Consider the following 25,493-nt stretch of genomic DNA (forward strand, 5'->3'; position numbering starts at 1 on the left):
GGCGTCGTCAGCGCCGCCGCCCTGAAGCCGCGAGCCCCGTGAGCCCGGCGATGGTTGCCGCCACGCCGCCCACGATCAGCAGGATCGTGCGATTGGTCGGCGCGCCCGTGAAAAGCCGCGACATATCATTCGAAAACGAATGGAACGACTCGCCGGCGAAATACAGCAGCACTATGCCGCAGGCAATCAGGGCAAACGAAATCGCTTTGACCATGGAAATCCTCTCGGGTAAGACGAACGTTGCAGTGTAGGCGAGCGGCGATGCTCGCGTCCATTGCGCCGCCGCCGACGCAATCCCGAAGAATGGGCCTCTGCGCAAAGCAGGCGGATTCGCTACCATGTCAGCCTCTGCTGCGCGCCGCCGCCCGCTTTTTCCGCTTTCCCCCGCTTTTTCGCTTTTTCCCGCTTTCATCGAGGACGATTCCATGGCCTACGAAGCCGCTTCTGAACGCTATTCGGAGATGCAATTTCGCTTTTGCGGCAAGTCGGGGCTCAAGCTGCCCGCGCTGTCGCTCGGCCTGTGGCACAACTTCGGCGACACCACGCCGATCTCGACGCAGCGCGAGATTCTGCGCACCGCTTTCGACCTCGGCATCACGCACTTCGATCTGGCCAACAACTACGGGCCGCCGTACGGCAGCGCCGAAACCAACTTCGGCCGCATCTTCAAGGACGACTTCCGCCCGTACCGCGACGAACTGCTGATTTCGTCGAAGGCCGGCTGGGACATGTGGCCCGGTCCCTACGGCCAGGGCGGCGGCTCGCGCAAATACGTGCTCGCGAGCCTCGACCAGAGCCTGCAGCGCATGGGGCTCGACTATGTCGACATCTTCTATTCACACCGCTTCGACGTGGAAACGCCGCTCGAAGAGACCGCGGGCGCGCTCGCGAGCGCCGTGCAGCAGGGCAAGGCGCTCTATGTCGGCATCTCGTCGTATTCGCCCGAGAAGACGCTCGAAATGGCAAGGCTGCTCGCCGGATACAAGGTGCCGCTGCTGATCCATCAGCCGTCGTACAACATGCTCAACCGCTGGATCGAGCGCGGCCTGCTCGATACGCTCGACGATCTGGGCGTGGGCAGCATCGCGTTCACGCCGCTCGCTCAAGGCCTCTTGACCGGCAAGTATCTGAACGGCGTGCCCGAAGACGCGCGTGTGAACCGTCCGGGCGGCGGCTCGCTTCTCGCCGGGCACCTGAGCGCGGAGAACATCGAGCACGTGCGCAAGCTCGATGAGATCGCGAAGCGCCGCGGCCAGAGCCTCGCGCAGATGGCGATTGCATGGACGCTGCGCGGCGGGCGCGTGACTTCGGCGCTGATCGGCGCGAGCCGCGCGCAACAGGTGCGCGAAAACGTCGCCGCGCTGAAGAACCTCGAATTCTCGGCGGAAGAACTCGCCGAAATCGACCGCTATGCCACCGAAGGCGGCGTCAACCTGTGGGAAAAGCCATCCACGGATCAGCACATCTGATCGTCTGATTCGCATCGCGGCGCGGCCGTGCCGGAACGCCTCGCAACAAAGCGAGACGTTTTTTTCGTCTCTTCTCGTCGGCGGACCGCGGGCCGCGGCGTCCGTTGTTCTTCGTTGCCCTGTCACACGCCGCTGCTAACTTCGCGGCTGTCTTTGCCGCGAGGAGCGCCGATGGAGTCTACAGTCGAGCCCACGATTGAGCCCGCAGTCGCCGACCGAATCGCCGACCGTCCTGGCACCCGGTCCGAGTACAAAATCCCGTTGCCTGCACCCGACGCGAGCGCGAACGCCGCGATGCTCGCGCTCGCCGGTGTAGCGCTGGCCTGGCAGCTTATCGGGCTGCCGCTCGTGGTGCGCGCGGCGGGCGGGCCGACGCTCGCGCTGTTGGCGACACTCGTGCCCGTCGTGCTCGCCACGCCGATCCACTGGGGCTTGATCCACGAGGGCATCCACGGCCAGTTGCTCTCCAGCCGGCGCGCCAACGGGCGGCTCGCGCGGCTGCTCGCGGTCGGCCTTGCCATGCCGTTCGACGCCGTGCGCTTCGGACACCTGATGCATCACCGCTTCACGCGCGAGCCGTTCGACCGGCCCGATGTCGACGACGCAACCGGGCCGCGCTGGCGCAGGCGCCTCGCGTACTACGCGCGGCTCCTGGGCGGGCTCTACGTCGCCGAACTGCTGCTGCCGCTCATCGCCTTTTTGCCCGTACGCATGGCACGCGTGCTGATTGCGCGCGGCGTCGGCGCGCTCGGCCCCGAAGGCGCGCAGGTGCAGCGGCTCTTCGCGAATCACGCGGGCGATGCGCAAAACCGCCGCCGTGCGCGCCGCGACTGGCTCGCTTCGTGCGTGCTCTATGCCCTTTCGTTTTCGCTTTACGGACCGGCCTGGCCGGTTCTGCTGGCCGCGATACTGCTGCGCGGCCTGTGGCTGTCGATGGCCGACAACCTGCCTCACTACGGCGTCGCGCTCGATGAACCTGGCCGCTCGCGCGACCTGCGCGTGCCGCGCGCCATCGGCGTGATGCTGATGAATCATCACCTGCACCGGCAGCATCATCTGCATCCGACGCTGCCGTGGACTGCCTTGCCAGCGCTCGCACGCGAGGAAGCCATGCGCGGGCAAGCAAAGGGAGAAGACGCGCAACGCCCGCGCCCCGCGTATTTTCGCGCGGCGCTTGCGCAGCTAAGAGGATTGCAGCCCGGCAACCGGGTGCATTGAAGCGAGGCTTTCGCGCCGCCGCCTCGCGCTACGGCGGCGCGGTTTCCAGCAGCCTGGCTACATCAGCGTCGGCAGGGTTTCGACGAGCGCCACGGCGAGCATCGCGCCGATTAGCGCGCCGACCACGCGCAACGTGTTGTGCCGGAATTCGGTCGCGCACGGAAACGCACCCAGACAAAGCGCGCCGGCGAGGGCCATCGGGATGATCATCACGAAATCGCTAACCGTGAAATAACCTTCCATGCTCGTCTCCTTATCGTGTCGGCGGCGGAAACGGACGGCTGTTGTGCTGGTTGTTGTACTTGTCATGGCGCGACGGCTTCCGGCCTTTTCCGAGTATAGGTGAGGGCCGAAAACGCGGCGTGCGCTTTGCGCGCCGTACGTGCGCGCCCGCCGTGCGGCAGGGGCATGCCCGGCGCTGCTTTGCGGCGGTGCGGCAAGTGCGGCGCGGCATGCGCGCGCAGATCCCGGTTATTACAGATTGCCGACGCTTGGCGGCGCGAGCGCGTACAGGCGGGTAGAGGCGGGCAAAAGCGGGCAAAAGCGCGCGCGTCAGGCCGCCCCGGCGCGCTCTTTCGCACGCAGCGTGGCGGCGAGCGCGAGCCCGGCGATCAGCAGCGCGCCGACGAGCGCCGCGACGCCGCCCCAGCCGCCGACCACCCAGAAGTGCCCGCCAAGGGAGCCCATGATGCTCGACCCGAGGTAATACGCGAGCAGGTAGAGTGCCGCGGCCTGACCCTTGGCTTCGCGCGCGAGCCGGCCAACCCAGCCGCTGGCGACGGAGTGGCCCGTGAAGAAGCCGATCGTCAGGCAGCAGATGCCCGCGGCGATCATGCCGAGCGACGGGAACAGCGTGAGCACGACGCCCGCGAGCATCGTCGCGAGACCGGCGATGAGGACGCGTCCGCGGCCGAAGGTGTCGGCCATGCGGCCCGACCACGGCGAGGCGATCACGCCGGTCAGATAGACGATGAAGATCACGCTGATGGCCGATTGACTCATGTTGTACGGCGGTGCGATGAGCCGGTAGCCGATGTAGTTGTAGAGCGTGACGAAGCTGCCCATCAGCACGAAGCCCATCGCGAACAGCGCGGCGAGGCCGGGCCGTGCGAAGTGACTCAGGAGCGCGGCGCGGTGATGGGCGAAGCCAAGTCCCTTTTTCGGCACGAAACGGCGCGAGGGCGGCAGGAGTGCACGAAAGGCCAGCATCGAGCCGATACCGTGCACGCCGATGACGCCCACCGCCACGCGCCAGCCGAACAGATCGGCGAGCACGCCCGCGATGACGCGCCCCGACATGCCGCCGATGGCTGTGCCGCCGACATAGAGCCCCATCGCGAGGCCGAGGCCGTCCGGGTGCATTTCCTCGGCGAGCCAGGCCATGGCGACGGCGGGCACGCCGCCGAGCGCGAGCCCCTGGAGCGTGCGCAGCACCAGCAACTGGTGCCAGTGCGGAACGAACGCGGTGGCGAGCGTGAGCAGCGACGAGACGCTGAGCGACGCGGTCATCATCGTGCGGCGGCTCCAGCCTTCGGAGACGAAGCCCGCGACGAAGATCGCGATTGCGAGCGCGGCGGTCGTCAGCGAGAGCGAGAGGCTGCTCTGCGCGGGGCTCACGCCGAACGCCTGCGAAAACGCAGGTAGGATCGGCTGCACGCAGTAGAGCAGCGAAAATGTCGCGTAGCCCGCGAACAGCAGCGCAAGACACGCGTGCCAGTAGGCGCGCGAGCCGCGTTCGAGCCAGGTCTGGCTCGACGGCGAAGACGCCGCGGTGTTGCTATCGGCGCCCGATGAAACGGTCACGACACCTTCTCCTGCGGATGACAGAGCCGCAACGATACCTCGGTTGTGCGAATCGGGTCGCCGAGTCCGCAAGGAAAGCGGCTCATCCTCCGTGTCCGGCGCTCGCGCCGGGCGCAATTGCCGGAGTGTTCACCGCACCAGCCGCGCCACCAACTACCCGGCCGGGATGCACGAGCTGATCGTCGCCGGGCAGTTCCGCCGTGCTCCAGCCGCCGCCCAGCGCCTTCACGAGCGCGACGCTCGCGGCCATGCGGCGGCGTGCGATCACCACCGCCTGGCGCTCGTTCGTGAGCGCCGTGGTTTGCGCGACCACGACATCGAGATAGGTGATCGCGCCGCTGCGGTAGCGGTTCTCCACAATTGCGAGCGTGCGCTGCGCCGCCGCCACCGCACGATCCTGCGCGAGCGCCTCTTCTTCGAGCACGCGCAGCGTCGCGAGGTTGTCCTCGACCTGGCCGAACGCGTCGAGCACCGTTTGCCGGTACTGCGCGACGCTTTCGTCGTACTGCGCGCGCGCCTCGTCGCGCACGGCCGCGCGTCCGCCGAAATCGAGCAGCGTGCCCGCGAGCTGCGGCCCGAGCGACCAGAACCTTGCGGGCGCAACGAGCCACTGGCTGTAGTTCGTCGCTTCGAGGCCGCCCGTCACCGCGAGGATGAGGTTCGGGAAGAACGCCGCCGTCGCCACGCCGACCTGCGCGTTCGCGGCGGCGACGAGCCGCTCGGCGGAGGCGATATCGGGGCGGCGTTCGAGCAGCGCCGAGGGCACCCCGGGCGGCGCGACCACGGGCTGCGCCGCGAGCGGCGCACCGGGCAGCACGGGCAGCACGGGCAGCGCGAACGTCGAAGGCGATTGCCCCGTGAGAATCGCGATGGCGTGCTCGAGTTGCGCGCGCTCCACGCCGAGGTCGATGGCCTGCGCCCTGGTGGTTTCGAGCTGCGTCTGCGCCTGGCCGACATCGGCATCCGTGGCGATGCCGCCGTTGTAGCGATGCTGCGTGAGAGCCAGCGATTCCTGGTACGCCTTGATCGTGTCGTCGAGCAACTGGCGCTCGCGGTCGATGCCGCGCAGTTCGAAGTAGTCGGTCGCGAGTTCGGCCTGCATCGAGAGCAGGATCGACTGCGCGTCGGCGGCGCTCGCCTGCGCGCCCGCCTTCGCGCTCTCGACGCTGCGCGCCACGCGGCCCCACACGTCGGGTTCCCACGAGGCGTCGATGCCCACGAGGTAGTCGTTGATCGCACGGCCAGCCGTCGACTTGAACTCGATGTTCTGCGACGTGCGCGTGCGGTTGTAGTCGCCGTTCGCCGTCACGAGCGGGAACAGGCTCGAACGCTGCTGGGCGACGTTCGCGCGCGCCGCGCGAAAGCGCGCCTGTGCCGCGGCGACGTTCTGGTTCGCGCTCGCCACCTGCGTTTCGAGCGCGTTCAGTTGCGCGTCGCCGTAGATGTCCCACCATGCGCCGCGCGGCGCGGTGTCGGCGGGTTGCGCCGACTTCCAGCCGGTTCCGGCGGACTCCTTGAAGTTCGCGGCGACCGGCAGCGTCGGCCGCACGTAGTCGGGGCCGACCGTGCAGCCCGCAAGCGCGGCGGCCGCGCCCAGCAGGAAGGCAAGGCGTGCGCGCGTCATGGGTGTGAACCGGCGTTGTTGGGCGCCGACACGTGCGGCGCGACGATCCGCACCGGCGTGGCGTCGACGATCGAATCCTGCGGGTTGACGATCACGCGCTCGTGGCCGTCGAGTCCCGAAGCAATCGCGACGCGCGTGCCAAAGTCGGTGCCGAGCGTCACCTTCACGAGCTTCACGCGGTTGTTCTGATCGACCGTCGCGACTTTCACGCCGTCCGGGCGGAACAGGAACGCGTTGCCGGGCAGCGTGAGCGGCGCCGCGTTGGCGCCAAGCGCGAAGTGCACCTGCGCGTAGGCGCCCGGCAACAGTTCGCCGTTGCGGTTGTCGACGTCGACTTCCACGAGCATCGTGCGCTGCGTCGGGTCGACCGCACCGGCGGCGCGCGCGATCACGCCCGGATAGCGCTTGCCCTGCGTTTCGTTGAGCGTGAGGTACGCGGCATCTCTCGCACGGATCTGCTGCACGTAAGCCTGCGGCACGTTCACGTACACGCGCAGCCGGTCGGCCTGCGCGAGATGGAACATCTCCTTTTGCTGACCGCCCGAACTGCCCGCGTCGATCAGCGCGCCGACATCGACGTTACGCGCGGTCACGATGCCGTCGAACGGCGCGAGCACCTTCTGGTACGACTGCAGTTGCGTGAGCCGCGAGACGTTGTAGCGCGCCGCGTCGAGCGTGCCTTGCTTCGCGAGCATGTCGGCGACTTTCTCGTCGGCGTCCTGCTTCGACACCGAACGGTTTTGCAGCATCCCGGTCCAGCGCGCAGCAGTGGTTTTCGCGAGCGCAAAGTTCGCCTGGGCGTTCGCGAGGTCGGCGCGCGCGGCGCGCAACTGGTCATCGACTTCGGGCGCGTCGATTTCGGCGAGCAATTGACCGGCCTTCACATGCGCGCCGATATCCGCGTACCACTTGCGCAGATAGCCGTTCGTGCGCGCGAAGATGGGCGTGTCGAGAAAGGCCTGCACGTTGCCGGGCAGCACGAGATCGAGCGTGCGCGTCGAGCGCTGCGGGCTCACCACCTGCACGGAGAGCGTGCTCGCGGCTTTCGCGTCGCGTTCGAGCGCCGCCTGCGCGTTGTAGCGCGACCAGATGCCCTGCGCGGCGAGCCCGATCACGACGAGCGCCGCGATCACGATGAGCCAGCCGTGACGCTTGTGCGGCTTGCGCGGCTTATGCGGTGGACGGGCGTCAGCGTGCTGCTGCGGCATGGCGCCTCCGCGTCGGGAGAGAGAAACGCGTCGTCATGATTTCGGCACCACGTCTTCGATGGCGCGCTGGCGGTGTTCGCCGAGCTTGCGATACACGAGCGAGAACACCACCGGCACGAAGATCAGTGTCGCGAGCGTGCCGACGGCGAGCCCGCCGATCACCGCACGGCCGAGCGGCGCATTCTGTTCGCCGCCTTCGCCGAGGCCGATGGCCATCGGCACCATGCCGATCACCATTGCGAGCGCGGTCATCAGCACCGGGCGAAAGCGCGTGAAGCCCGCATCCACTGCGGCGCGCGCGGCGTCGCCGTGTTCGAGCAACTGCTCGCGCGCGAAGCTGACGACGAGAATGGAGTTTGCCGTCGCGATGCCGATACACATGATTGCCCCCGTGAGCGAGGGAATGGAGAGCGTGGTGTGCGTGAGGAACAGGATCCAGACGATGCCCGCGAGCGCGCCCGGCAGCGCCGTGATGATGATGAACGGATCGAGCCACGACTGGAAATTCACGACGATCAGCAAATACACGAGCACGATGGCGAACACGAGCCCGCCGAACAAGCCCGCGAACGAATCGTTCATCGTCTGCACCTGGCCGCGCACGACGATGGTCGAGCCCGCGGGCAATTGCGCCTTTGCCTCGCGGATGATCCTGTTGACGTCGTCCGAGACCGCGCCGAGGTCGCGGCCATCGGCCGTGCCGAAGATGTCGATGGTGGTCTGCGCGTTGTAGTGCGTGACGACCGCGTTGCCCGAGATGCGCTGCATGCTCGCGAGCGAGCCGAGGATGTTGCTGCGCCCGTTCGCCGTGAGCGGGATGTTCGCGAGCGATTGCAGCGAATCGATCGTGTATTGCGGCGCTTCGGTGATGACGCTGTAGCTCACGCCGTTCAGCGGATTGAGCCAGAACGTCGGCGTTGTCTGCTGGCTACCCGAGAGCGTGATGAGCAGATTGCTCGCCACGTCGCGCTGCGTGTAGCCCGCCTGCTGCGCGCGCGTGCGATCGACGTCGATGAAGATGCGCGGCAGGTCGCCGGGCTGCTGGATGCGCGCGTCCGCGAAACCGGGCACGCCGCGCAGCCGCGCGAGTAGATTCGCCGCGAACGCGCGATTGCCCGCGACGTCGCGGCCGACGATCTGCACGTCGACAGGCGCGGGCATGCCGAAATTCAGCGTCTGGCTCACGATGTCGGCGGGCAGGAACGCGAACTGCACGCCGGGGAATTCGTCGTTGAGCGTGCGGCGCAAGAGGCGCACGTAAGCCGCGGTCGAATGATGGCCGGGGTTCAGCGAAATCAGCACGTCGGCGTCCGAGGTGCCGATCGTGCCCGTGTTGCTGTACGAAAGATTGATGCCCGAAACCGGCAGGCCGATATTGTCGATGATCGAATGCAGTTCGCCCGCGGGAATCAGCGTGCGGATGCGCTTGTCGATGCGGTCGGTGATCACGGCGGTTTCTTCGACGCGCATGCCGGTTTTTGCGCGCACGTGCAGCGCGATCGTGCCCGCATCGACGCGCGGAAAGAAGTCGCGGCCCAGAAACGGCATCAGCAGCAGCGAAGCGCCGCAACACGCGAGAAACAAAACGATGAATCCCACCGGATGCTTGACGCGCGTCGCGAGAAAGTCGCGGTAGCGCACGCGCAGATTCTCGAAGCCGCGTTCGAACGCGAAATGCACGCGCATGAACGGATTGCGCGTCGCGCCGCGCATGTGGTGCAGATCGGCGGGCTTGTGATGATGGCGCATCAGGTACTTCGCGAGCGTCGGCACGAGCGTGCGCGAGAAGAAGTACGAGGCGAGCATCGCGAACACCACGGCTTCGGCGAGCGGAATGAACAGGAAATGCGCGACGCCCGTGAGCAGGAACATCGGCACGAACACGATGCAGATGGAAAGCGTGGAGACGAGCGTCGGGATCGCGATCTGGTGCGCGCCGTCGAGAATCGCCTGTTCGAGCGTCTTGCCCTGTTCGAGCTGCTGGCTGATGTTTTCGATCGCGACCGTTGCGTCGTCAACGAGAATGCCGACCGCGAGCGCGAGCCCGCCGAGCGTCATGATGTTGATGGTTTCGCCGAGCGCCGCGAGCGCGATGATCGACGTGAGCATCGACAGCGGAATCGACACCGCGATGATGAGCGTCGCGCGCCAGTTGCCGAGAAAGAGCAGGATCATGAGCGCCGTGAGCGCAGCCGCGATGAGCGCCTCGCGCAGCACGCCCTCGACCGATGCGCGCACGAACAGCGACTGGTCGGCGACGGGATCGATGTGCAGCGTCGACGGCACGAGATTGAGCAGCGCCGGCATCATCTGCTTGATGCGGTCGACGATTTCGAGCGTCGACGTGTTGCCGCTCTTGTTGATCGTGAGCAGCGACGCGCGCTGGCCGTCCACGCGCACGATGTTGGTCTGCGGCTGGAAGCCGTCGCGCACGTGCGCGACGTCGCGGATATAGATCGTGCCGCTCGCCGTGGTTCTTACCGGAATGTCATTGAGGCCCGCGAGCGAGTTGGGACTCGCGTTCAGCAGCACCGAGTATTCGGTGGAGCCGATCTTCGCGGTGCCCGAGGGCAGGATCAGATTTTGCGCGCTGATGGCATCGACGACGTCCATCGGCGACAGGTTGTGCTGCTGCAGCGCGCGCTGGTCGATGTCGACCATGATCTGCCGCTGCTTGCCGCCGTAGGGCAGCGGCGCGGAGGCGCCGGGCACGGTCGCGAGCTGCGTCTTGAGGAAGTTGTTGCCGTAGTCGTACAGCTCCTGCTCGGTGAGCTGCGCCGACGAGAGCGACAGGCGCAGGATCGGCACCGTCGAGGCGTTGTAGCGCAGGATGAACGGCGGCGAGATGCCGGGCGGCAGCGAGCGCAGTTGCGCCTGCGAGAGCGACGTGACTTCCGCGAGCGCTTCCTGCACGTTCGCATGCGGCTGGAAGAAGATCTTCACGACCGCAATGCCGTTGAGCGAGGTGGACTCCGTGTGTTCGATGTCGTTGACGGCCACCGAAAGCCCGCGCTCGTAATTGAGCACGATGCGCTTTTCCATCTCGTCGGCGGGCAGCCCGGTGTACGTCCAGATCACCGAGAGCACGGGGATGTCGATATTCGGGAAGATGTCCGTAGGCGTGCGCAGGATCGTCAGCGGTCCGACGATCAGCAGCAGCAACGCGAGCACGATGAACGTGTACGGGCGCCGGAGCGCCAGTCGGACAATCCACATGGAACGGCCGGTTCCTTCGCTGGTGGTGTGCCGCGCTCCCGGCTGGTCTGGCCGCTGGCGGCGGGCATTTTCTGCATCGGTCACCGCGCGAGGCAGCGAGCCCGCGCGTACGGGTGCGTGACGACTATAGCGCCAGTCGCCGGATGTCAGCGTACTTTTTCCGGGTGCGCAGGCACATGCGGCGGCGTCGTAAAGATTACAGTCCATTACCGTCAGCTTTCCGTAAGCGTCGGGCGCGGTTGCTTTTATTGACTGCTCGGACGCAAACCCAGGCCGGGAGGCCGGTTCACCCCCCTAATATTTCACTTTGCGTACAGGCCCAAACACGCAACAATGCAGAAACCGGTGGGCATTTTTCGCGCATGGTGCGCGAATAAGGCGGGTTCGCCGGGAAGAAGGTTGCAAGCAGGTTTCAAGCAACGTATCAAGCAGGTATGGATGCACGCACAACCGTTGGTGCGCGCGGCTTCGATCAGCTCACTGACCGGCGCTTCACACAAGGAAGCCGGCATCGATAACGGGGAAATCCTATGCAAGTCGGTTCTATCGTTCGCTCCGTGCATATCGCCGTGCCGCAAGGCGCGCGTGGCATCGTGATGCGCATTCTCGGCGACATGGCCATGGTGACGTGGTACGACGGCGAGCCTGGCGCATCGAAACAGCTCAATACCGAGCCCTTTTTTCTGGAAGATCTGATCGATACGGGTGAGCAGGTTCGTCCGGTCGGCTCGCTCGTCCATTGAGTTACGCGGCGGCGCGGCGCGCACGGAGCGCCACACGCCGCGTTCGCGCATCCGGCGCCTGGCCGGGGCGGCGCGCTGCGCCCGCCGCCGAATTTGCCCCTTAACTCGCCCCCGCAGCCCGCAAGAGGCACAATTGCGGGTATGACTCACGACATCCCTCAGGGCACCCCGTTCCCGCCGTCCGACTTCCCGGACGACGCCTCGTCCGAGGCGCCCTACGCGCGCCTCACGCCCGAGTGCGTGCTCGACGCGCTCGACAGCGTGCTGATTCCCGCCGGCCGCCGCACCGATGGCCGCATGCTCGCGCTCAACAGCTACGAAAACCGCGTCTATCAGGTGGGTGTCGAGGACGGCGCGCCGCTCGTCGCGAAGTTCTACCGGCCCGAACGCTGGTCCGACGAAGCGATCCTCGAAGAGCATGCGTTCGTCGCCGAACTCGCCGAGCGCGAGATTCCCGCCGTGCCCGCGCTCGCGTTCGAGCACCGCACGCTGCACAGCTTCGACGGTTTCCGCTTTGCCGTGTTCGAGCGGCGCGGCGGGCGCGCGCCCGATCTCGACCGCAGCGACACGCTCGAATGGATCGGCCGCTTCATCGGCCGCATTCATGCCGTGGGCGCGATGGAGCCGTATCGCGCGCGTCCCACGCTCGACATCCAGACGTTCGGCTACGAGCCGCGCGAGTATCTGATCGAGCACGATTTTGTGCCCGCCGACGTGCGCGACGCGTGGGAAACGGTAGTGGATCTCGCACTGGAAGGTGTCGAAGCCGCGTTTGAGCGCGCGGGCGACGTGCGTACGCTGCGCACCCACGGCGACTGCCACTCGAGCAACCTGCTGTGGACCGACGCGGGGCCGCATTACGTCGATTTCGACGACAGCCGCATGGCTCCCGCCATCCAGGATCTTTGGCTGCTGTTGCCGGGCGACCGGGCGGATGCGGTGCGTGCGCTCGGCGATCTGCTCGCGGGCTATGAGGATTTCTGCGAGTTCGAGCCGCGCGAACTGCATCTGATCGAAGCGCTGCGCACGCTGCGCCTCATTCACTACTGCGCGTGGCTCGCGCGGCGCTGGAACGATCCCGCGTTTCCGGCTGCGTTTCCGTGGTTCAACACGCAGCGCTACTGGGAAGACCGCATCCTCGAACTGCGCGAGCAGATCGGCGCGATGCAGGAAGGGCCGCTCTGGCCCGTGTGAGTTGCGCACTTGCAGCGTGCGCGTTTGTTGCACGTTTGAGGCGCGATATTGCGAGCGCCGCACACGCGGCGCGTCGAGCGCATCGAGCGCATCGAGCGCATCGAGCGGATCAAGCGTGTTACACGTGGCAATCCGAACCCGCGCCCGCCGCGATTTCGCGTGCGGCTTTGGCGCCTTCGACCTGAAGCAGGGTCGGTAGCGAGACGCCGTTTTTCGCGGCGGTCACTTCGGCGAGGATCGACACCGCGATTTCGGGCGGCGTGCGGCTGCCGATGTAAATCCCGACCGGTCCGTGCAGCCGTGCGAGTTCCGTCTCGTTCAGATCGAACTCCTTGAGCCGCTCGCGCCGCGCCGCGTTATTGCGCCGCGAGCCGAGCGCGCCCACGTAAAACGCGTGGGTTTTGAGCGCTTCCATCAGCGCGAGATCGTCGAGCTTCGGATCGTGCGTGAGCGCGATCACCGCGCACCGTTCGTCGAGTTTCATGTCGAGTACGGTGTCGTCGGGCATGGTGCGCACGAGCGTCGTGCCGGGCACGTCCCATGTATCGGTGTATTCCTCGCGCGGATCGCACACCGTCACCTGATAATCGAGCCCCACCGCAATCTGGCACAGATAGCGCGAAAGCTGTCCGGCGCCGATCACGAGCATGCGATAGCGCGGTCCGTGGATCGTGAGCAGACGCGCGCCGTCGAAAAAGACGCCGTCGGTGGCGCTCGCGGGTCCGAGCGTGGCCTCGCCGCTCGCCATGTCGAGTGTGCGCGCAACGAGTTCTCCGCGCTCCACGGCCTCGAGCAGCGCGCGAATTCCGCCGGCCTTCGCGAGCGGTTCGAGCACGAGCTGGATCGTGCCGCCGCACGGCAGGCCGAAGCGATGCGCCTCTTCAGCCGTGATGCCGTACTTCACGGTCTCGGGCTTGTCGATGCCGATGCCGTCGCGGCGCACGCGGTCGATCAGATCGTCCTCGATGCAGCCGCCCGACACGGAGCCCGCGACCAGGCCATCGTCGCGCACGACGAGCATGGCGCCTTCAGGACGCGGCGACGAGCCCCACGTCTTCACCACCGTCACCAGCAGGATGCGGTGGCCTTCGTCGAGCCAGCGCACGCTGGATTTCAGGACCTCGATATCCACGCTGTCCATGATCGTTTCCTTGTCTGGACGTCGCTGCCGGAGTCTTCGCCGGTGACGTCGCTGGTCTGGGCTGGTGCCGTTCCAGCGTCGGCGTTGGCGTCGACTTCTGCGTCTTCGTCCGCGCTGTCCAGGACGCCCAGTTGCGCGTTAAAGCGCCTGAAAAACTCTTCCGCGATCTTGCGTGCCGCGCCGTCGATCAGCCGCGAGCCGATCTGCGCGAGCTTGCCGCCGATTTGCGCGCTCGCCGTGTAGCTGAGCGTCGTGGTGTCGTCCAGCGCGGGTTCGAGCCGCACTCGCGCGTTGCCCTTGCCGAAGCCCGCCACGCCGCCCTGGCCTTCGAACTGGATCGTGTAGCGGCTGGGCGCGTCGATGTCGGTGAGTGCGAGGCGGCCCCGAAAGCGCGCTTTCACCGGGCCGACCGCTGCGGTGAGCGCAACAGCCCATGCATGCTCGCCGTCGGCTTCGATGCTCTCGCAGCCGGGAATGCAGGCTTTCAGGACGGTTGCGTCATTGAGCGCTTCCCAGGCCTGCTGTTGCGGCACCGGCAGCGAGCGGCTTTCGGTTAGCTCCATCGTGCTCCCTCTTGTAGTGATGTGCGCAGTGGTGCGCGGCTTGCGCGCGCGACAAGCGGCGTCACGCTCAGGCTGTGCCCGAACGCCTCGAGACTTTCGAGGTTATGGACGGGAAAGTGGGCGTCCACATGCGGCAGCATGGCTTGCACGCCGCGCGCCTTCGGTGTGAAGTCGCGGTAGCGCAGCAGCGGATTGAGCCACACGACGCGGTGCGCAAAGCGGTGCAGGCGCGCCATTTCAGCTGCGAGCGTGGCCGTGGCTTCCTGATCGAGTCCATCGGTGACGAGCAGCATGGTTGCACGACCGCTCAGCATGCGGCGTGCCCAGCGGCGGTTGAATTCGCCGAGCGTCGCGCCGATGCGTGTGCCGCCCGACCAGTCCGCGACCTGCGTGCAAAGCTGTGCGAGCGCGATATCGGGATCGCGCTCACGCAGTGCGCGCGTTGCGTGCGTGAGGCGCGTGCCGAAGAGAAAGACCTGTAACCGCTCACGCGATTGCAGCAGCGCGTGGCAGTAATAGAGCACCGCGCGCGAGTAGCTGCTCATGGATCCGGAGATGTCGAGCAGCAGCACGACGGGCGGCTTGCGCTCGACGGGCGCGCGATATTTCCACACGGTCCAGTCGCCGCCTGCGTGCACCGCGTGGCGTGCGCTCGCGCGCAGGTCGGCGTGGGTGCCGTGCGATGCGGCCTTGAGTCTGCGCGTGCGCTCGGTCGCGAGCGGCAGGCGCCGCGCGCGGATCAGGTGGCGCAGCGTGCGCCATTCGTCGGCGCTGAGCGTGTCGAAGTCGCGGTGGCGAAGGCGCTCTTCCGCGCTGAACGTTGCATGTGCGCGAAACTCGTACTCTTCGCGCGGCGCAGGCGGTTGCGTGCCGCGCTGCACATCCGCGCGTGCGGCGAGCGCATCGGCGAGCCGGTTGTTGCGGCGCGGCGGCGGCAAGCCGCCTTGCACCTTCGGCAGCAGCAGCGCGCGCAGCTTGCCTTCCCAGTCGGGATCGCGCCAGAAGAGGTCGAATGCGGCGTAGAAGATGTCGCGTTCGTCGGGCGCCGACGTGAGCAGCGCGGCCAGCGCCGCGCCAACGTCGTCGCGGCGGGCGAGATCGACGAGGCACAGCGCGTCGAGCGCGTCGACGGCCTGCGCGGGCGACATCGGCAAACCCGCGCCGCGCAGCACGCGGATGAAATGCACGACATTGCGCGCGAGCATCGGCGGCGCTTCGTGTGTTTCCGTTGTTGCGGCGACGGACGGCGGCGCGGCGTTCATCGGCTCACTCCGCGAGCGCGAGCGTGTCGGCGATCCGCTGCGTGTCGAGCTGCGCAAGATCGTCCTGATACTTGAGCAGCACGCCGAGCGTGTCCTGCACCGATTGCGGATCGAGTTCGGTCACTGCGAGCGCGGCGAGCGCTCGGCACCAGTCGATGGTTTCGGCGATGCCCGGCGCCTTGAAGAGATCCATCGTGCGAAGCTGGTGCACGAAGGCGACGGCGCGGCGCTGCAACGCCGCCGAGCTTTCGGGCGCGCGCGCCGCGACGATTGCAAGTTCGCGTTCGCGGCCGGGGTAGCCGAGCCACTGATAGAGACAGCGGCGCTTGAGCGCATCGTGCACTTCGCGCGTGCGGTTCGATGTGATCACAACGAGCGGCGGTTCGTCGGCGCGCACCGTGCCGTACTCGGGTATGGATACCTGGAAATCCGAAAGAAGCTCCAGCAGGAACGCTTCGAACGGTTCGTCGGCGCGGTCGATTTCGTCGATCAGGAGCACGCGGCGTGCGGCCGGATTCTGCGGATCGGGCTGCAACGCCTGCAGCAAGGGGCGCTTGAGCAAGAATTCGTCGCGATAGAGCGTGTCGCCGCCTGGCTTCTCTCCGGCTGCTTCGGCAAGGCGCAGCGCCATGATCTGGCGCGGGTAATCCCATTCGTAGAGTGCGCTCGCAGTATCGAGCCCCTCGTAGCATTGCAGCCGCAGGAGCGCGGTGCCGAGCATCGCGGCGGCGGCTTTCGCGAGTTCGGTCTTGCCGACGCCGGGCTCGCCTTCGAGAAAGAGCGGCCGCTGCATGCGCAGCGCGAGAAAGAGCGCGGTCGCGAGTTCGCGGCTCGCGAAATAGCCGCGCGATTGAAGTTGTGCGAGGGTGTCGTCGATCGAGGCCGGTTGCATGGCGTGCCTGAATACGCAAACGCGAACACAAAAGCGAATGTGAATGCAAATGCACCGGGCGGTCGCTCGCGCGCCCGAAAAACGGTTGCGCGAGAAACCACCCGGCGTCGGACCTAACCGTTCGCCCGCGTGACCGCACGCGCCGCGAGCACCGGAATCAGGTGCGCGCGATACGCGGCGCTGGCGTGCAGATCGGTGTTGAGGTCGTCGGCGGCAATCGTCACCGCACGCGCGGCGGCGGGCGTGAAGCTCGCCGTGAGCGCCTGCTCCAGCGGCGCCGAGCGGAACACCGAAGCCGCCGCGCCCGTCACCGCCACGCGCACGCCGTCCGCGAACTTCGCGACGAAGACGCCGGTCAGCGCAAAGCGCGACGCCGGGTTCGCGAACTTTTCGTACGCCGCGCGCTCGGGCACCGGAAACTCGACCGCCACGATCAGCTCGTCGGGTGCGAGCGCGGTCTCGTACATGCCGAGGAAGAACGCGTCGGCCGCGATGGTTCGGCGGTCGGTGACGACCGTCGCGTTCAGCGCGAGCACGGCAGCGGGATAGTCGGCAGCCGGATCGTTGTTGGCGAGCGAGCCGCCAAGCGTGCCGAGCGCACGCACCTGGCGGTCGCCGATCTGCGCGGCGAGCTGTGCGAGCGCCGGCAGCACGTTCTGGATCTGCGCGTTTTCGGCGACGTCCGCATGGCACACGGCGGCGCCCAACTTCACGATTTTGCTGTCCACCATGACTGTCTGGAGGTCGGGAATGCGCGTGACGTCCACGAGCGTCGAAGGCTGTGCGAGCCGCAGCTTCATCGCTGCGAGCAGGCTCTGGCCGCCCGCGAGAAATTTCGCGTCCGGCGCGTTCGCGAGCGTTTTCACGGCGCTTTGCGTGTCGGTGGCGCGCTGGTAATCGAATGAATACATGGTTCGCCTCCGCTCAAGGATGTGACGACGGGTTGGACGGGCTGGAGGTCCCGGCCGCCTGAATCGCGGACCACACGCGATGCGGCGAAGCCGGCATCTGCAGGTCTTTCACACCGAGCGGCGCGAGCGCGTCGAGGATCGCGTTGATGACCGCGGGCGGCGAGCCGATGGCGCCTGCCTCGCCGCAGCCCTTCACGCCGAGCGGATTGTGCGTGCAGGGCGTGCCCTTCGCGGTCTCGACGTCGAAGCTCGGCAGGTCCGAGGCGCGCGGCATCGCGTAATCCATGTACGAGCCGGAGAGCAACTGGCCGCTTTCGGCGTCGTAGACACAGCGTTCGAGCAACGCCTGGCCGATGCCCTGGCCGATCCCGCCGTGCACCTGGCCCTCGACGATCATCGGATTGATGACGTTGCCGAAGTCGTCGACGGCGGTGAAGCGCTCGACGCGTGTCTCGCCCGTATCGGGATCGACTTCGACTTCGCACACGTATGCGCCCGCCGGGTAGGTGAAGTTGGTCGGATCGTAGAACGCGCTTTCGTCGAGGCCCGGTTCGAGCGTTTCGAGCGGATAGTTGTGCGGGACGTAGGCCGCGAGCGCGATTTCGGCGAAGGCTTTGGTGCGGTCGGTGCCCGCGACGCGGAACACGCCGTTGGCGAACTCGATGTCCTCCACGCCTGCTTCGAGCAGATGCGCCGCGATCTTCTTCGCCTTCGACTCGATCTTGTCGAGCGCCTTCATGATCGCCGTGCCGCCCACGGCAATCGAGCGCGAGCCGTACGTGCCCATGCCGAACGGCACGCGGCCCGTGTCGCCGTGCACGATTTCGATCTGCTCGATCGGCACGCCGAGGCGGTCGGACACGACCTGCGCGAAGGTCGTCTCGTGGCCCTGGCCATGACTGTGCGAGCCCGTGAATACCGTGACCGAGCCGGTCGGGTTCACGCGCACTTCGCCCGCTTCGAAGAGCCCCGCGCGCGCGCCGAGCGCGCCCGCGATGTTCGACGGCGCGAGGCCGCACGCCTCGATGTAGCACGAGTGCCCGAGGCCGCGCAGCATGCCGCGCGCCTTCGAGGCGTCGCGGCGCGCAGCAAAGCCCTTTACGTCGGCGAGTTCGAGTGCGCGCGACAGGCACGCCTCGTAGTCGCCGATGTCGTAGGTGAGGCCCACCGGCGTCGCGTACGGGAACGACGTGATGAAGTTGCGACGGCGGATTTCGGCCGGGTCGATATTCATCTCGCGCGCCGCGGTTTCCACGAGACGCTCGATGACGTAGGTCGCTTCGGGGCGGCCCGCGCCGCGATAGGCATCGACGGGCACCGTGTTCGTGAATACGGCCTTCACCTCGGCGTAGATCGCGGGCGTCTTGTACTGGCCTGCGAGCAGCGTGGCGTAGAGGATCGTCGGCACGGCGGACGCGAACGTCGAGAGATACGCACCCATGTTCGCAATCGTGTGCACGCGCATCGCGAGGAAGGTGCCGTCCTTGTCCATCGCGAGTTCGGCTTTCGTCACGTGGTCGCGGCCATGGGCGTCCGAGACGAACGACTCGCTGCGCTCGGCCGTCCACTTCACCGGGCGGCGAATCTTCTTCGAGGCCCACGTGAGCGCTACGTCTTCCGCGTAAAGGAAGATCTTCGAGCCGAAGCCGCCGCCCACGTCAGGAGCTACGATGCGCAGCTTCGTTTCAGGCAGCGAAAGCACGAACGCGGCCATCAGCAGACGCTCGACATGCGGGTTCTGGTTCGCGACATAGACCGTGTAGCTGTCGTCGTGCAACGAGTAGCTCGCGTTCACGGCGCGCGGCTCGATCGCGTTCGGCACGAGCCGGTTGTTCACGATGTCGAGCGTCGTGACGTGCGCGGCCTGGGCGAAGGCGGCGTCGGTCGCGGCCTTGTCGCCGTGGCCCCACGTGTAGCAGGTGTTGTTCTGCACATCGTCGTGAACGAGCGGCTGGCCTGCGTCGGCGGCGTGCGCCGTATCGGCGACGGCGGGCAACGCCTCGTAATCGACTTCGACGCGCTCGGCGGCGTCTTTCGCTTCTTTCAGCGATTCGGCGATGACGAGCGCCACCTGGTCGCCCACGTGGCACGCCTTCTTGTGTGCGATCACGGGATGCGGCGGCTCGTGCATCGGCGTGCCGTCGATGCTGTGGATCAGCCAGCCGCACGGCAGGCCGCCCACGTTTTCGGCGGCAATGTCGGCGCCCGTGAAGACGGCGACGACGCCGGGCGCGGCTTTCGCCGCGGCGGTATCGATGCTTTTGATGCGCGCGTGCGCGTACGGCGAGCGTACGAACACGGCCCAGGTCTGGGCCGGTAGGACGACGTCGTCGGTGTACTGGCCGGCGCCGGTGAGGAAGCGATAGTCTTCCTTGCGCTTTACCGGCGCGCCGATCATGCGCTTGGGTTCGGGTGCGTTCATGGCGGCCTCCCGGTCAAGCTGCCGTCGCGGCGGCCGGCGCGCCTGCGCGCATGCCTGCAGCGCCCGCGACCACGGCCTTCACGATGTTGTGATAACCCGTGCAGCGGCACAGGTTGCCTTCGAGGTTCGCGCGCACGTCGGCTTCGGTGAGATCCGGGTGAGCCGCCGCCAGTGCGGTCGCGCTCATGACCATGCCGGGCGTGCAGAAGCCGCACTGCAGGCCGTGGCATTCGCGGAACGCGGCCTGCATCGGATGCAGTTCGCCGTTCTTCGCCAGCCCTTCGATCGTGGTGACGTCCATGCCGTCGCACTGCACGGCGAGCCGGTTGCACGACTTGATCGCGCGGCCGTTCAGATGGACGGTGCAGGCGCCGCACTGCGCGGTGTCGCAGCCAACATGCGTGCCCGTGAGGCGTAGCTGTTCGCGCAGGAACTGGACCAGAAGCGTGTGGGGTTCGACTTCGGCGGTCACGGGCTCGCCGTTGACCGTGAGGCGGATACTGATCGCCATAGACTGTCTCCTGTCGACCAGGGCACGCGTGCCGGCCGGAGCATGCTCATGTTCCGGCGCTTGTTCCGGCGCTTGTTCCGGCGTTACGTCTTGCACTGGTCCCATGCAACGTTATGGGAAAGAGACCGGCCTGGGCCCGCATACACGAAGATGCCCCGAATTGCCGTCTGCTGGACTGCCATCCGTCGCGCGCGAAACGCACGGCTGCCGCGCGAGGCGCGCAGCCTGGATGGAGTGGGGGGCGAGGGTCCGGCTGGTGCTTAGCTTTTCAGTGATGCCAAGGGGTGTTGCCAGGACAGTAAAGCACAAATCGCCCGTTTGCGCTGCACGGGGTTTTTACGGTCGGAGCAGATAAAAAACGGCCCGTCCCAACTGGTGGGACGGGCCGTTTGTGCGGCGTAGCGCGGTTTGTGCGGGCTTCGTGCGCCCGCTCGTACGGTGCCTTTAGCGCGTTGTTTCGTGTGCGCTGAAGTGGGCCTGGAAGCGGGCGCTGAGGCGGGCCTGGAAGCGGGCGCTGAGGCGGGCCTGGAAGCGCGGCTTTCTAGTGCACGTCGTGCGGTGCGTGCGCGAGGCGCGAATGGCGGCGCGAGTAGCCGAAATAAATGAACATGCCGATCACGAGCCAGATGACGAACGCGATCCAGGTGATCGGTTGAAGGTTCGCCATCAGGAACAGGCATGAGGCGACCGCGAGGATCGGCACGACCGGCACGCCGGGGCAGCGGAACGCGCGCGGCAGATGCGGGTGCGTCTTGCGCAGGATGAGCACGGCGATCGACACCATCGAGAACGCTGCGAGCGTGCCGATGTTGATCAGTTCGGCGAGCACGTTGAGCGGCACGAGCGCGCCGATCAGGCCGAAGAACAGGCCGACGAGCCAGGTCGTGAGGAACGGCGTCGCGAAGCGCGGATGCAGGCGCGAGAGCGCGGCAGGCAGCAGGCCGTCACGCGACATCGCGAAGATGATGCGGGTCTGGCCGTAGCTCATCACGAGGATCACGGTCAGCATGCCGAGCACGGCGCCGAGGTCGATGAAGCCTGCGACCCACTTTTCGCCCGCCATCTGGAGAGCGAACGAAACCGGGTGGGCGATGTTCGCGAACTGCGCGGACGGCACGATGCCGGTGACCACGGCCGCGACGGCGACGTAGAGCACCCCGCACACCGCGAGCGAAGCGATGATGCCGATCGGCAGGTCGCGCTTCGGATTTTTCACTTCTTCCGCAGCGGACGACACCGAATCGAAGCCGATGAACGCGAAGAACATCACGGCTGCCGCGCCGAACACGCCGTTCCAGCCGTTGGGCATGAACGGATGCCAGTTGGCAGGCGTGACGTGGAACGCGCCGACCGCGATCACGAGCAGCACGACCGTCACCTTGATGGCAACCATGATGTTGTTGATGCGGGTGGATTCGCGCACGCCGAAGGAGAGGAGCGCCGTGATCGCCATCATCACGAGGAACGCGGGCAGGTTGAAATACGTGGTGACGCCCGGCAACGCGCCCGGCGCGGCCGAGAGTGCGGCGGGCAGGCTGATGCCGAAGCCCGCGAGCAGCGACTGCAGATAACCCGACCAGCCCACCGACACCGCTGAGGTGGCGAGCCCGTATTCGAGCATCAGGTCCCAGCCGATCACCCACGCGGCCAGCTCGCCGAGCGTGGCATACGAGTAAGTGTAGATCGAGCCCGCGACGGGAATGGTCGAGGCGAATTCGGCATAGGCGAGCGCGGCGAAGCAGCAGGCCACGGCGGCAATGAGGAACGCGATCATCAGCGCCGGGCCGGCTTGCACGGCGCCGGTGCCGGTCAGCACGAAAATGCCGGTGCCGATGATTGCGCCGATGCCGAGAAACGTGAGGTCCAGAGCGCCGAGTGCTTTCTTGAGGCCGGCGCTTTCGGCGCTCGCCTTCAACATGTGCTCGACGTTCTTCTTGCGAAAGAGGGACATTTGGCGGGGAACTCCAGGTTCGTGCGCGGGGAACAGGGCTCGTTCGGAATGCTCAGTGGCCGCGCGCCGTATAAATCGGGAAAACCTTGGATTTTAACGGATATCGCCCACCGCCCTGGCCAGAACCGACTGGGAAGTCGATCCGGGTGCGTGCTTTTTTGCCGCAAACGGGCGTGACGGCGCGCGATCCTTGCCTGTGCGGCGGGGATCGGCGCGATCCATTTCCCGATTGCGGGGTTATGGTGAGAAGCCCGCCTCCTGGTGTCGTACCCGCCGCGAATGCCCTTGCGTCCCGCCCGAGGCCTGGTTGCCCTAGTTGCCCGGGGCAGGCGCGAGATCGACGAGCCGGTTGCTCATCACGTAGAACGTCAGCTCGGCGTTGTTGTTGAGCTTCATCTTTTCGAGCAGACGTGTGCGGTAGACGCTCACCGTCTTTACCGAGAGCGAGAGCACGCGCGCGATATCGGTGAGGCGCTGGCCCGTGGCGAGCATGCACAGCGTCTGGTATTCGCGGTCCGACAGCTTTTCGTGCGGCAGTTGCTCTTCTTCGACGAGCACGTAGTCGGCGAGCGCTTCCGCCATCGCCGGGCTCACGTATTTACGCCCGGCCGCGACCTGCTGGATGGCCGTGATCATCTGCGCGGCATCCACGGTTTTCGAGAGGTAACCCGCCGCGCCCGCCTTCAGCGCGCGCACCGCGTATTGATCCTCGCGATACATCGAGAACATCAGCACCGGCAGGCGCGGCGCCTTGCGCTTGGCGCGCCTGAGCACCTCGACGCCGTTCATGTCGGGCAGCGAGATGTCGAGCAGCACCACGTCGCACATATGCTTGCCCATGGCCGCGAGCGCTTCGGCGCCCGTCTGGGCTTCGATGACTTCGCTCGCGACGCCGCGGTCCAGGAGCAACTGGCGCACGCCCTGACGGACGATGGCGTGGTCATCGACGAGCAGGATGCGATGGGTCATGAATGAGCGCCTTTCACGGCGGGCGTGGCGAGAGGGGAGGCCGAGGCGGCAAAGAGCGCGTCCCAGGCGAAGCGCGCGCGCACGACCGTTCCGGCGTGCGCGCCGCGCGTGCCGGCGCGCAGCGTGCCGCCGAAGGCGGCGCAACGCTCGCGCATGCCGGCGACGCCGTAGCGGTTGCGGTGCGCATCCGTGCGGCTTGCGCCGCGCGGCAGGCCGATGCCGTCGTCGGCGATGGTGAGCGTGAGATGGCGCGCCGAGCATTCGAGCCGCACATCGGCGCGCGCCGCGCAGGCATGGCGCGCGACGTTGGCGAGCGCTTCCTGCGCCACGCGGAAGACGGCGAGCGTGGCGTCGGGGCAGAGGCGCACGACGCGTTCATCGGCCTCGCAGACGAAAATTACGGCAAGGCCGGTTCGCGCGCCGAAGCCGCGCGTCCATTCGTCGAGCGCCGCAACGAGGCCCGCGTCGAGCTGTGGCGCGCTGAGTCCGTCGAGCACATGGCGCACCGCCTCGGCCGCCGCGTTCAACGAGCGCGCGACGAGCGCGAGCGCTTCGGCAAACTGCGGCGGCGCGTCGGCGGGCAGCGAGGCGTTGACGTTGGCAAGGGCGAAGTGCGTGGCGGCGAGTTCCGCGCCGACGCTATCGTGCAGCTCGCGGGCGAGACGCCGGCGCGCGGTTTCGTCGGCGTCGATGCGGGCCGCTTGAGCCGTCGCGATGGGGGCGATGGTTGCGGCGGCGGCCATGGTTGCCATGGTGACCGTGTTGACGTTCGGGCGCCGCACACGGGCGACCCGGCTGGGCGCGTCGGCGCCATGCGCTCCTCGTGCGCGCGCAGCAGCGCGGCGCGGCGCCTCCTCGCCCTGAGCGCACGTAGCGACCGCAACGATCTTCGACGTGTCCATTTATCCCCTGTTCCGAAACCGGCACGTCACACCGTCTGCAGCCAGGGTAGTCAAAGTCCCGGTGCCGGATAACGGTACGGCGCAGCGTAACGATATTTACATCCTGTAACGGTCTGGTTTAACCCTTTTGGGCGTCCCGGAATGCCGATTCTGCGCCGCGATGGTATCGCAAAAAAAAAGAAGGCAGCAATCTGGATGTGCTTTAGCGGCCAATAGTTGAGAAATTAAGTGAGGTTTTGTCAAGATTCTCGTGTCAGAAAAATGCTGACATGGAAGCTAACGACATTTTGTGACATTTGTAACTGCGTCACTGGGACGCTGTTGTAGGAGCGCCGCTGAAGGAGGGGGGGGAAGGTCGTTGAAAGCGCGTGGGCGAAATGTGGAAGAACCGTGGAAGAAGCGCTGCCGAAGCGCCGACGAAAAAAAACCGGAGCGCCAGGCTCCGGTTTTCGTTGCTGCTGAGCAGCGGGTCGATAAGGCGCGCGGCTTAGCCGACGAATGCCTTCTCGATCACGTAGTGGCCCGGTTCGTTGTTGCTGCCTTCCTTGAAGCCGAGCCCCTCGAGCAGTTCGCGCGTGTCGCGCAGCATGTGCGGGCTGCCGCAGAGCATGATGCGGTCGCGTTCGGGGGTAAACGACGGCAGATCGAGGTCTTCAAACAGCTTCTTCGACTCGATGAGGTCGGTGATGCGGCCACGGTTGGCGAAGGTTTCGCGCGTGACGGTCGGGAAGTAGATCAGCTTTTCGCGGACGATGTCGCCGAGATACTCGTGGTTGCGCAGTTCTTCGCTGATGAACTCCTTGTACGCGAGTTCGTCGACGAAACGGCAGGTGTGCGTGAGGACGACCTTGTCGTAGCGGTCATAGACGTCCGGGTCCTTGATGACCGACATGAACGGCGCGAGGCCCGTGCCCGTCGAGAGCAGCCACAGCACCTTGCCCGGCAGCAGGTTATCGGCCATCAGCGTGCCGGTGGGCTTTTTGCCGATCAGCACCTTGTCGCCGACCTTCAGATGCTGGAGACGCGACGTGAGCGGGCCGTCCTGCACCTTGATGCTCAGGAATTCCAGATGTTCTTCGTAGTTGGCGCTCGCCATCGAGTAGGCGCGCATCAGCGGCTTGCCGTCCACTTCGAGGCCGACCATGGTGAACTGGCCGTTCTCGAAACGCAGGGCGGGGTCGCGCGTGCAGGTGAAGCTGAAAAGCGTATCGGTCCAGTGGTGGACGCTCAGAACGGTTTCGGTGGTGATTTTGCTCATGGTTCCTGAAGATGCGAAACAAGGGCCGTCAGACCCCGGCCAGGTCTTGGCTCATTCCTGGCCAATTCTGGCCAACCCGCGGGCTGCCGATCGCTTACGGCGGCGCGGCGCGACGATGCCGGCGCTCGCCGGTCAACCCTGTTGCGAACGAAGCGCAAACGGCCATTTTACCGTGACCGCATCGTCTCGACGGCGATGCGCTGGAGGGAGGAATGGCCCGCGCTTCATGTCACAAC

General features: G+C 66.6%; 21 protein-coding genes. 4 read left to right on the forward strand and 17 right to left on the reverse strand.

Annotation, left to right across the window (positions count from 1 at the left end; translation table 11 throughout):
• Nucleotides 1–7 precede the first annotated feature (7 nt).
• Complete coding sequence (locus ACFPTO_RS11105) at nucleotides 8–214, reverse strand: DUF3185 family protein (protein WP_377711721.1); 207 nt, start codon at nucleotides 212–214, stop codon at nucleotides 8–10.
• 211 nt (nucleotides 215–425) lie between these two features.
• On the opposite strand from ACFPTO_RS11105, the gene mgrA reads away from it, so the two are divergent.
• Complete coding sequence (gene mgrA / locus ACFPTO_RS11110) at nucleotides 426–1,469, forward strand: L-glyceraldehyde 3-phosphate reductase (RefSeq protein ID WP_377711411.1); 1,044 nt, start codon at nucleotides 426–428, stop codon at nucleotides 1,467–1,469.
• 171 nt (nucleotides 1,470–1,640) lie between these two features.
• Nucleotides 1,641–2,687, forward strand: coding sequence for a fatty acid desaturase family protein (locus tag ACFPTO_RS11115; RefSeq protein WP_377711412.1), 1,047 nt, complete (start codon nucleotides 1,641–1,643; stop codon nucleotides 2,685–2,687).
• A gap of 57 nt (nucleotides 2,688–2,744) precedes the next feature.
• On the opposite strand, the gene ACFPTO_RS11120 is transcribed toward ACFPTO_RS11115, so the two are convergent.
• The 5 genes from ACFPTO_RS11120 to ACFPTO_RS11140 form a co-directional block, all read right to left on the reverse strand.
• On the reverse strand, nucleotides 2,745–2,930 hold the full coding sequence (locus tag ACFPTO_RS11120) for a hypothetical protein (protein ID WP_377711413.1): 186 nt from the start codon (nucleotides 2,928–2,930) through the stop codon (nucleotides 2,745–2,747).
• Nucleotides 2,931–3,239: 309 nt separating this feature from the next.
• On the reverse strand, nucleotides 3,240–4,490 hold the full coding sequence (locus tag ACFPTO_RS11125) for an MFS transporter (protein WP_377711414.1): 1,251 nt from the start codon (nucleotides 4,488–4,490) through the stop codon (nucleotides 3,240–3,242).
• A gap of 82 nt (nucleotides 4,491–4,572) precedes the next feature.
• Complete coding sequence (locus tag ACFPTO_RS11130) at nucleotides 4,573–6,114, reverse strand: efflux transporter outer membrane subunit (RefSeq protein WP_377711415.1); 1,542 nt, start codon at nucleotides 6,112–6,114, stop codon at nucleotides 4,573–4,575.
• The gene (locus ACFPTO_RS11135; protein ID WP_377711416.1) at nucleotides 6,111–7,322 is read right to left on the reverse strand and encodes an efflux RND transporter periplasmic adaptor subunit; all 1,212 of its coding nucleotides are present in this window, start codon (nucleotides 7,320–7,322) and stop codon (nucleotides 6,111–6,113) included. Before ACFPTO_RS11135 ends, ACFPTO_RS11130 begins: the two co-directional genes overlap by 4 nt.
• A 33-nt stretch (nucleotides 7,323–7,355) precedes the next feature.
• Nucleotides 7,356–10,538 carry an efflux RND transporter permease subunit gene (locus tag ACFPTO_RS11140; RefSeq protein WP_377711417.1) on the reverse strand — a complete coding sequence of 1,061 codons (3,183 nt, stop codon included), beginning with the start codon at nucleotides 10,536–10,538 and terminating at the stop codon, nucleotides 7,356–7,358.
• Nucleotides 10,539–11,068: 530 nt separating this feature from the next.
• Here ACFPTO_RS11140 and ACFPTO_RS11145 point away from each other — a divergent pair.
• Nucleotides 11,069–11,281: a hypothetical protein gene (locus ACFPTO_RS11145; RefSeq protein ID WP_377711418.1), complete on the forward strand. Its 213-nt coding sequence runs from the start codon at nucleotides 11,069–11,071 to the stop codon at nucleotides 11,279–11,281.
• A 141-nt stretch (nucleotides 11,282–11,422) separates the two neighbouring features.
• Entirely contained in the window at nucleotides 11,423–12,475 is a 1,053-nt protein-coding gene (locus tag ACFPTO_RS11150) for a serine/threonine protein kinase (RefSeq protein ID WP_377711419.1), read from the forward strand.
• Between the two features lie 118 nt (nucleotides 12,476–12,593).
• On the opposite strand, the gene ACFPTO_RS11155 is transcribed toward ACFPTO_RS11150, so the two are convergent.
• The 11 genes from ACFPTO_RS11155 to ACFPTO_RS11205 form a co-directional block, all read right to left on the reverse strand.
• Complete coding sequence (locus ACFPTO_RS11155) at nucleotides 12,594–13,616, reverse strand: XdhC family protein (RefSeq protein ID WP_377711420.1); 1,023 nt, start codon at nucleotides 13,614–13,616, stop codon at nucleotides 12,594–12,596.
• Complete coding sequence (locus tag ACFPTO_RS11160; protein ID WP_377711421.1) at nucleotides 13,589–14,179, reverse strand: CoxG family protein; 591 nt, start codon at nucleotides 14,177–14,179, stop codon at nucleotides 13,589–13,591. The genes ACFPTO_RS11155 and ACFPTO_RS11160 overlap by 28 nt, the downstream gene beginning before the upstream one ends.
• Nucleotides 14,170–15,441, reverse strand: a complete 1,272-nt coding sequence (locus ACFPTO_RS11165; protein WP_377711422.1) for a vWA domain-containing protein — start codon at nucleotides 15,439–15,441, stop codon at nucleotides 14,170–14,172. Before ACFPTO_RS11165 ends, ACFPTO_RS11160 begins: the two co-directional genes overlap by 10 nt.
• A gap of 4 nt (nucleotides 15,442–15,445) precedes the next feature.
• Nucleotides 15,446–16,333 carry an AAA family ATPase gene (locus ACFPTO_RS11170; protein ID WP_377711423.1) on the reverse strand — a complete coding sequence of 296 codons (888 nt, stop codon included), beginning with the start codon at nucleotides 16,331–16,333 and terminating at the stop codon, nucleotides 15,446–15,448.
• Between the two features lie 113 nt (nucleotides 16,334–16,446).
• Nucleotides 16,447–17,244 carry an FAD binding domain-containing protein gene (locus tag ACFPTO_RS11175; RefSeq protein WP_377711424.1) on the reverse strand — a complete coding sequence of 266 codons (798 nt, stop codon included), beginning with the start codon at nucleotides 17,242–17,244 and terminating at the stop codon, nucleotides 16,447–16,449.
• Nucleotides 17,245–17,257: 13 nt separating this feature from the next.
• The gene (locus tag ACFPTO_RS11180; protein WP_377711425.1) at nucleotides 17,258–19,666 is read right to left on the reverse strand and encodes a xanthine dehydrogenase family protein molybdopterin-binding subunit; all 2,409 of its coding nucleotides are present in this window, start codon (nucleotides 19,664–19,666) and stop codon (nucleotides 17,258–17,260) included.
• Nucleotides 19,667–19,679: 13 nt separating this feature from the next.
• The gene (locus ACFPTO_RS11185) at nucleotides 19,680–20,177 is read right to left on the reverse strand and encodes a (2Fe-2S)-binding protein (protein WP_293040632.1); all 498 of its coding nucleotides are present in this window, start codon (nucleotides 20,175–20,177) and stop codon (nucleotides 19,680–19,682) included.
• A gap of 541 nt (nucleotides 20,178–20,718) precedes the next feature.
• Nucleotides 20,719–22,128, reverse strand: coding sequence for an amino acid permease (locus tag ACFPTO_RS11190; protein WP_377711426.1), 1,410 nt, complete (start codon nucleotides 22,126–22,128; stop codon nucleotides 20,719–20,721).
• 312 nt (nucleotides 22,129–22,440) lie between these two features.
• Complete coding sequence (gene rqpR / locus ACFPTO_RS11195; protein ID WP_377711427.1) at nucleotides 22,441–23,097, reverse strand: response regulator transcription factor RqpR; 657 nt, start codon at nucleotides 23,095–23,097, stop codon at nucleotides 22,441–22,443.
• Complete coding sequence (locus ACFPTO_RS11200; protein ID WP_377711428.1) at nucleotides 23,094–23,999, reverse strand: sensor histidine kinase; 906 nt, start codon at nucleotides 23,997–23,999, stop codon at nucleotides 23,094–23,096. The genes rqpR and ACFPTO_RS11200 overlap by 4 nt, the downstream gene beginning before the upstream one ends.
• Before the next feature lie 487 nt (nucleotides 24,000–24,486).
• Complete coding sequence (locus tag ACFPTO_RS11205; protein ID WP_377711429.1) at nucleotides 24,487–25,257, reverse strand: ferredoxin--NADP reductase; 771 nt, start codon at nucleotides 25,255–25,257, stop codon at nucleotides 24,487–24,489.
• Nucleotides 25,258–25,493: the final 236 nt, after the last annotated feature.

The organism is Paraburkholderia denitrificans (genome assembly GCF_042655705.1).
In the GTDB taxonomy this organism is placed as follows: domain Bacteria; phylum Pseudomonadota; class Gammaproteobacteria; order Burkholderiales; family Burkholderiaceae; genus Paraburkholderia; species Paraburkholderia denitrificans.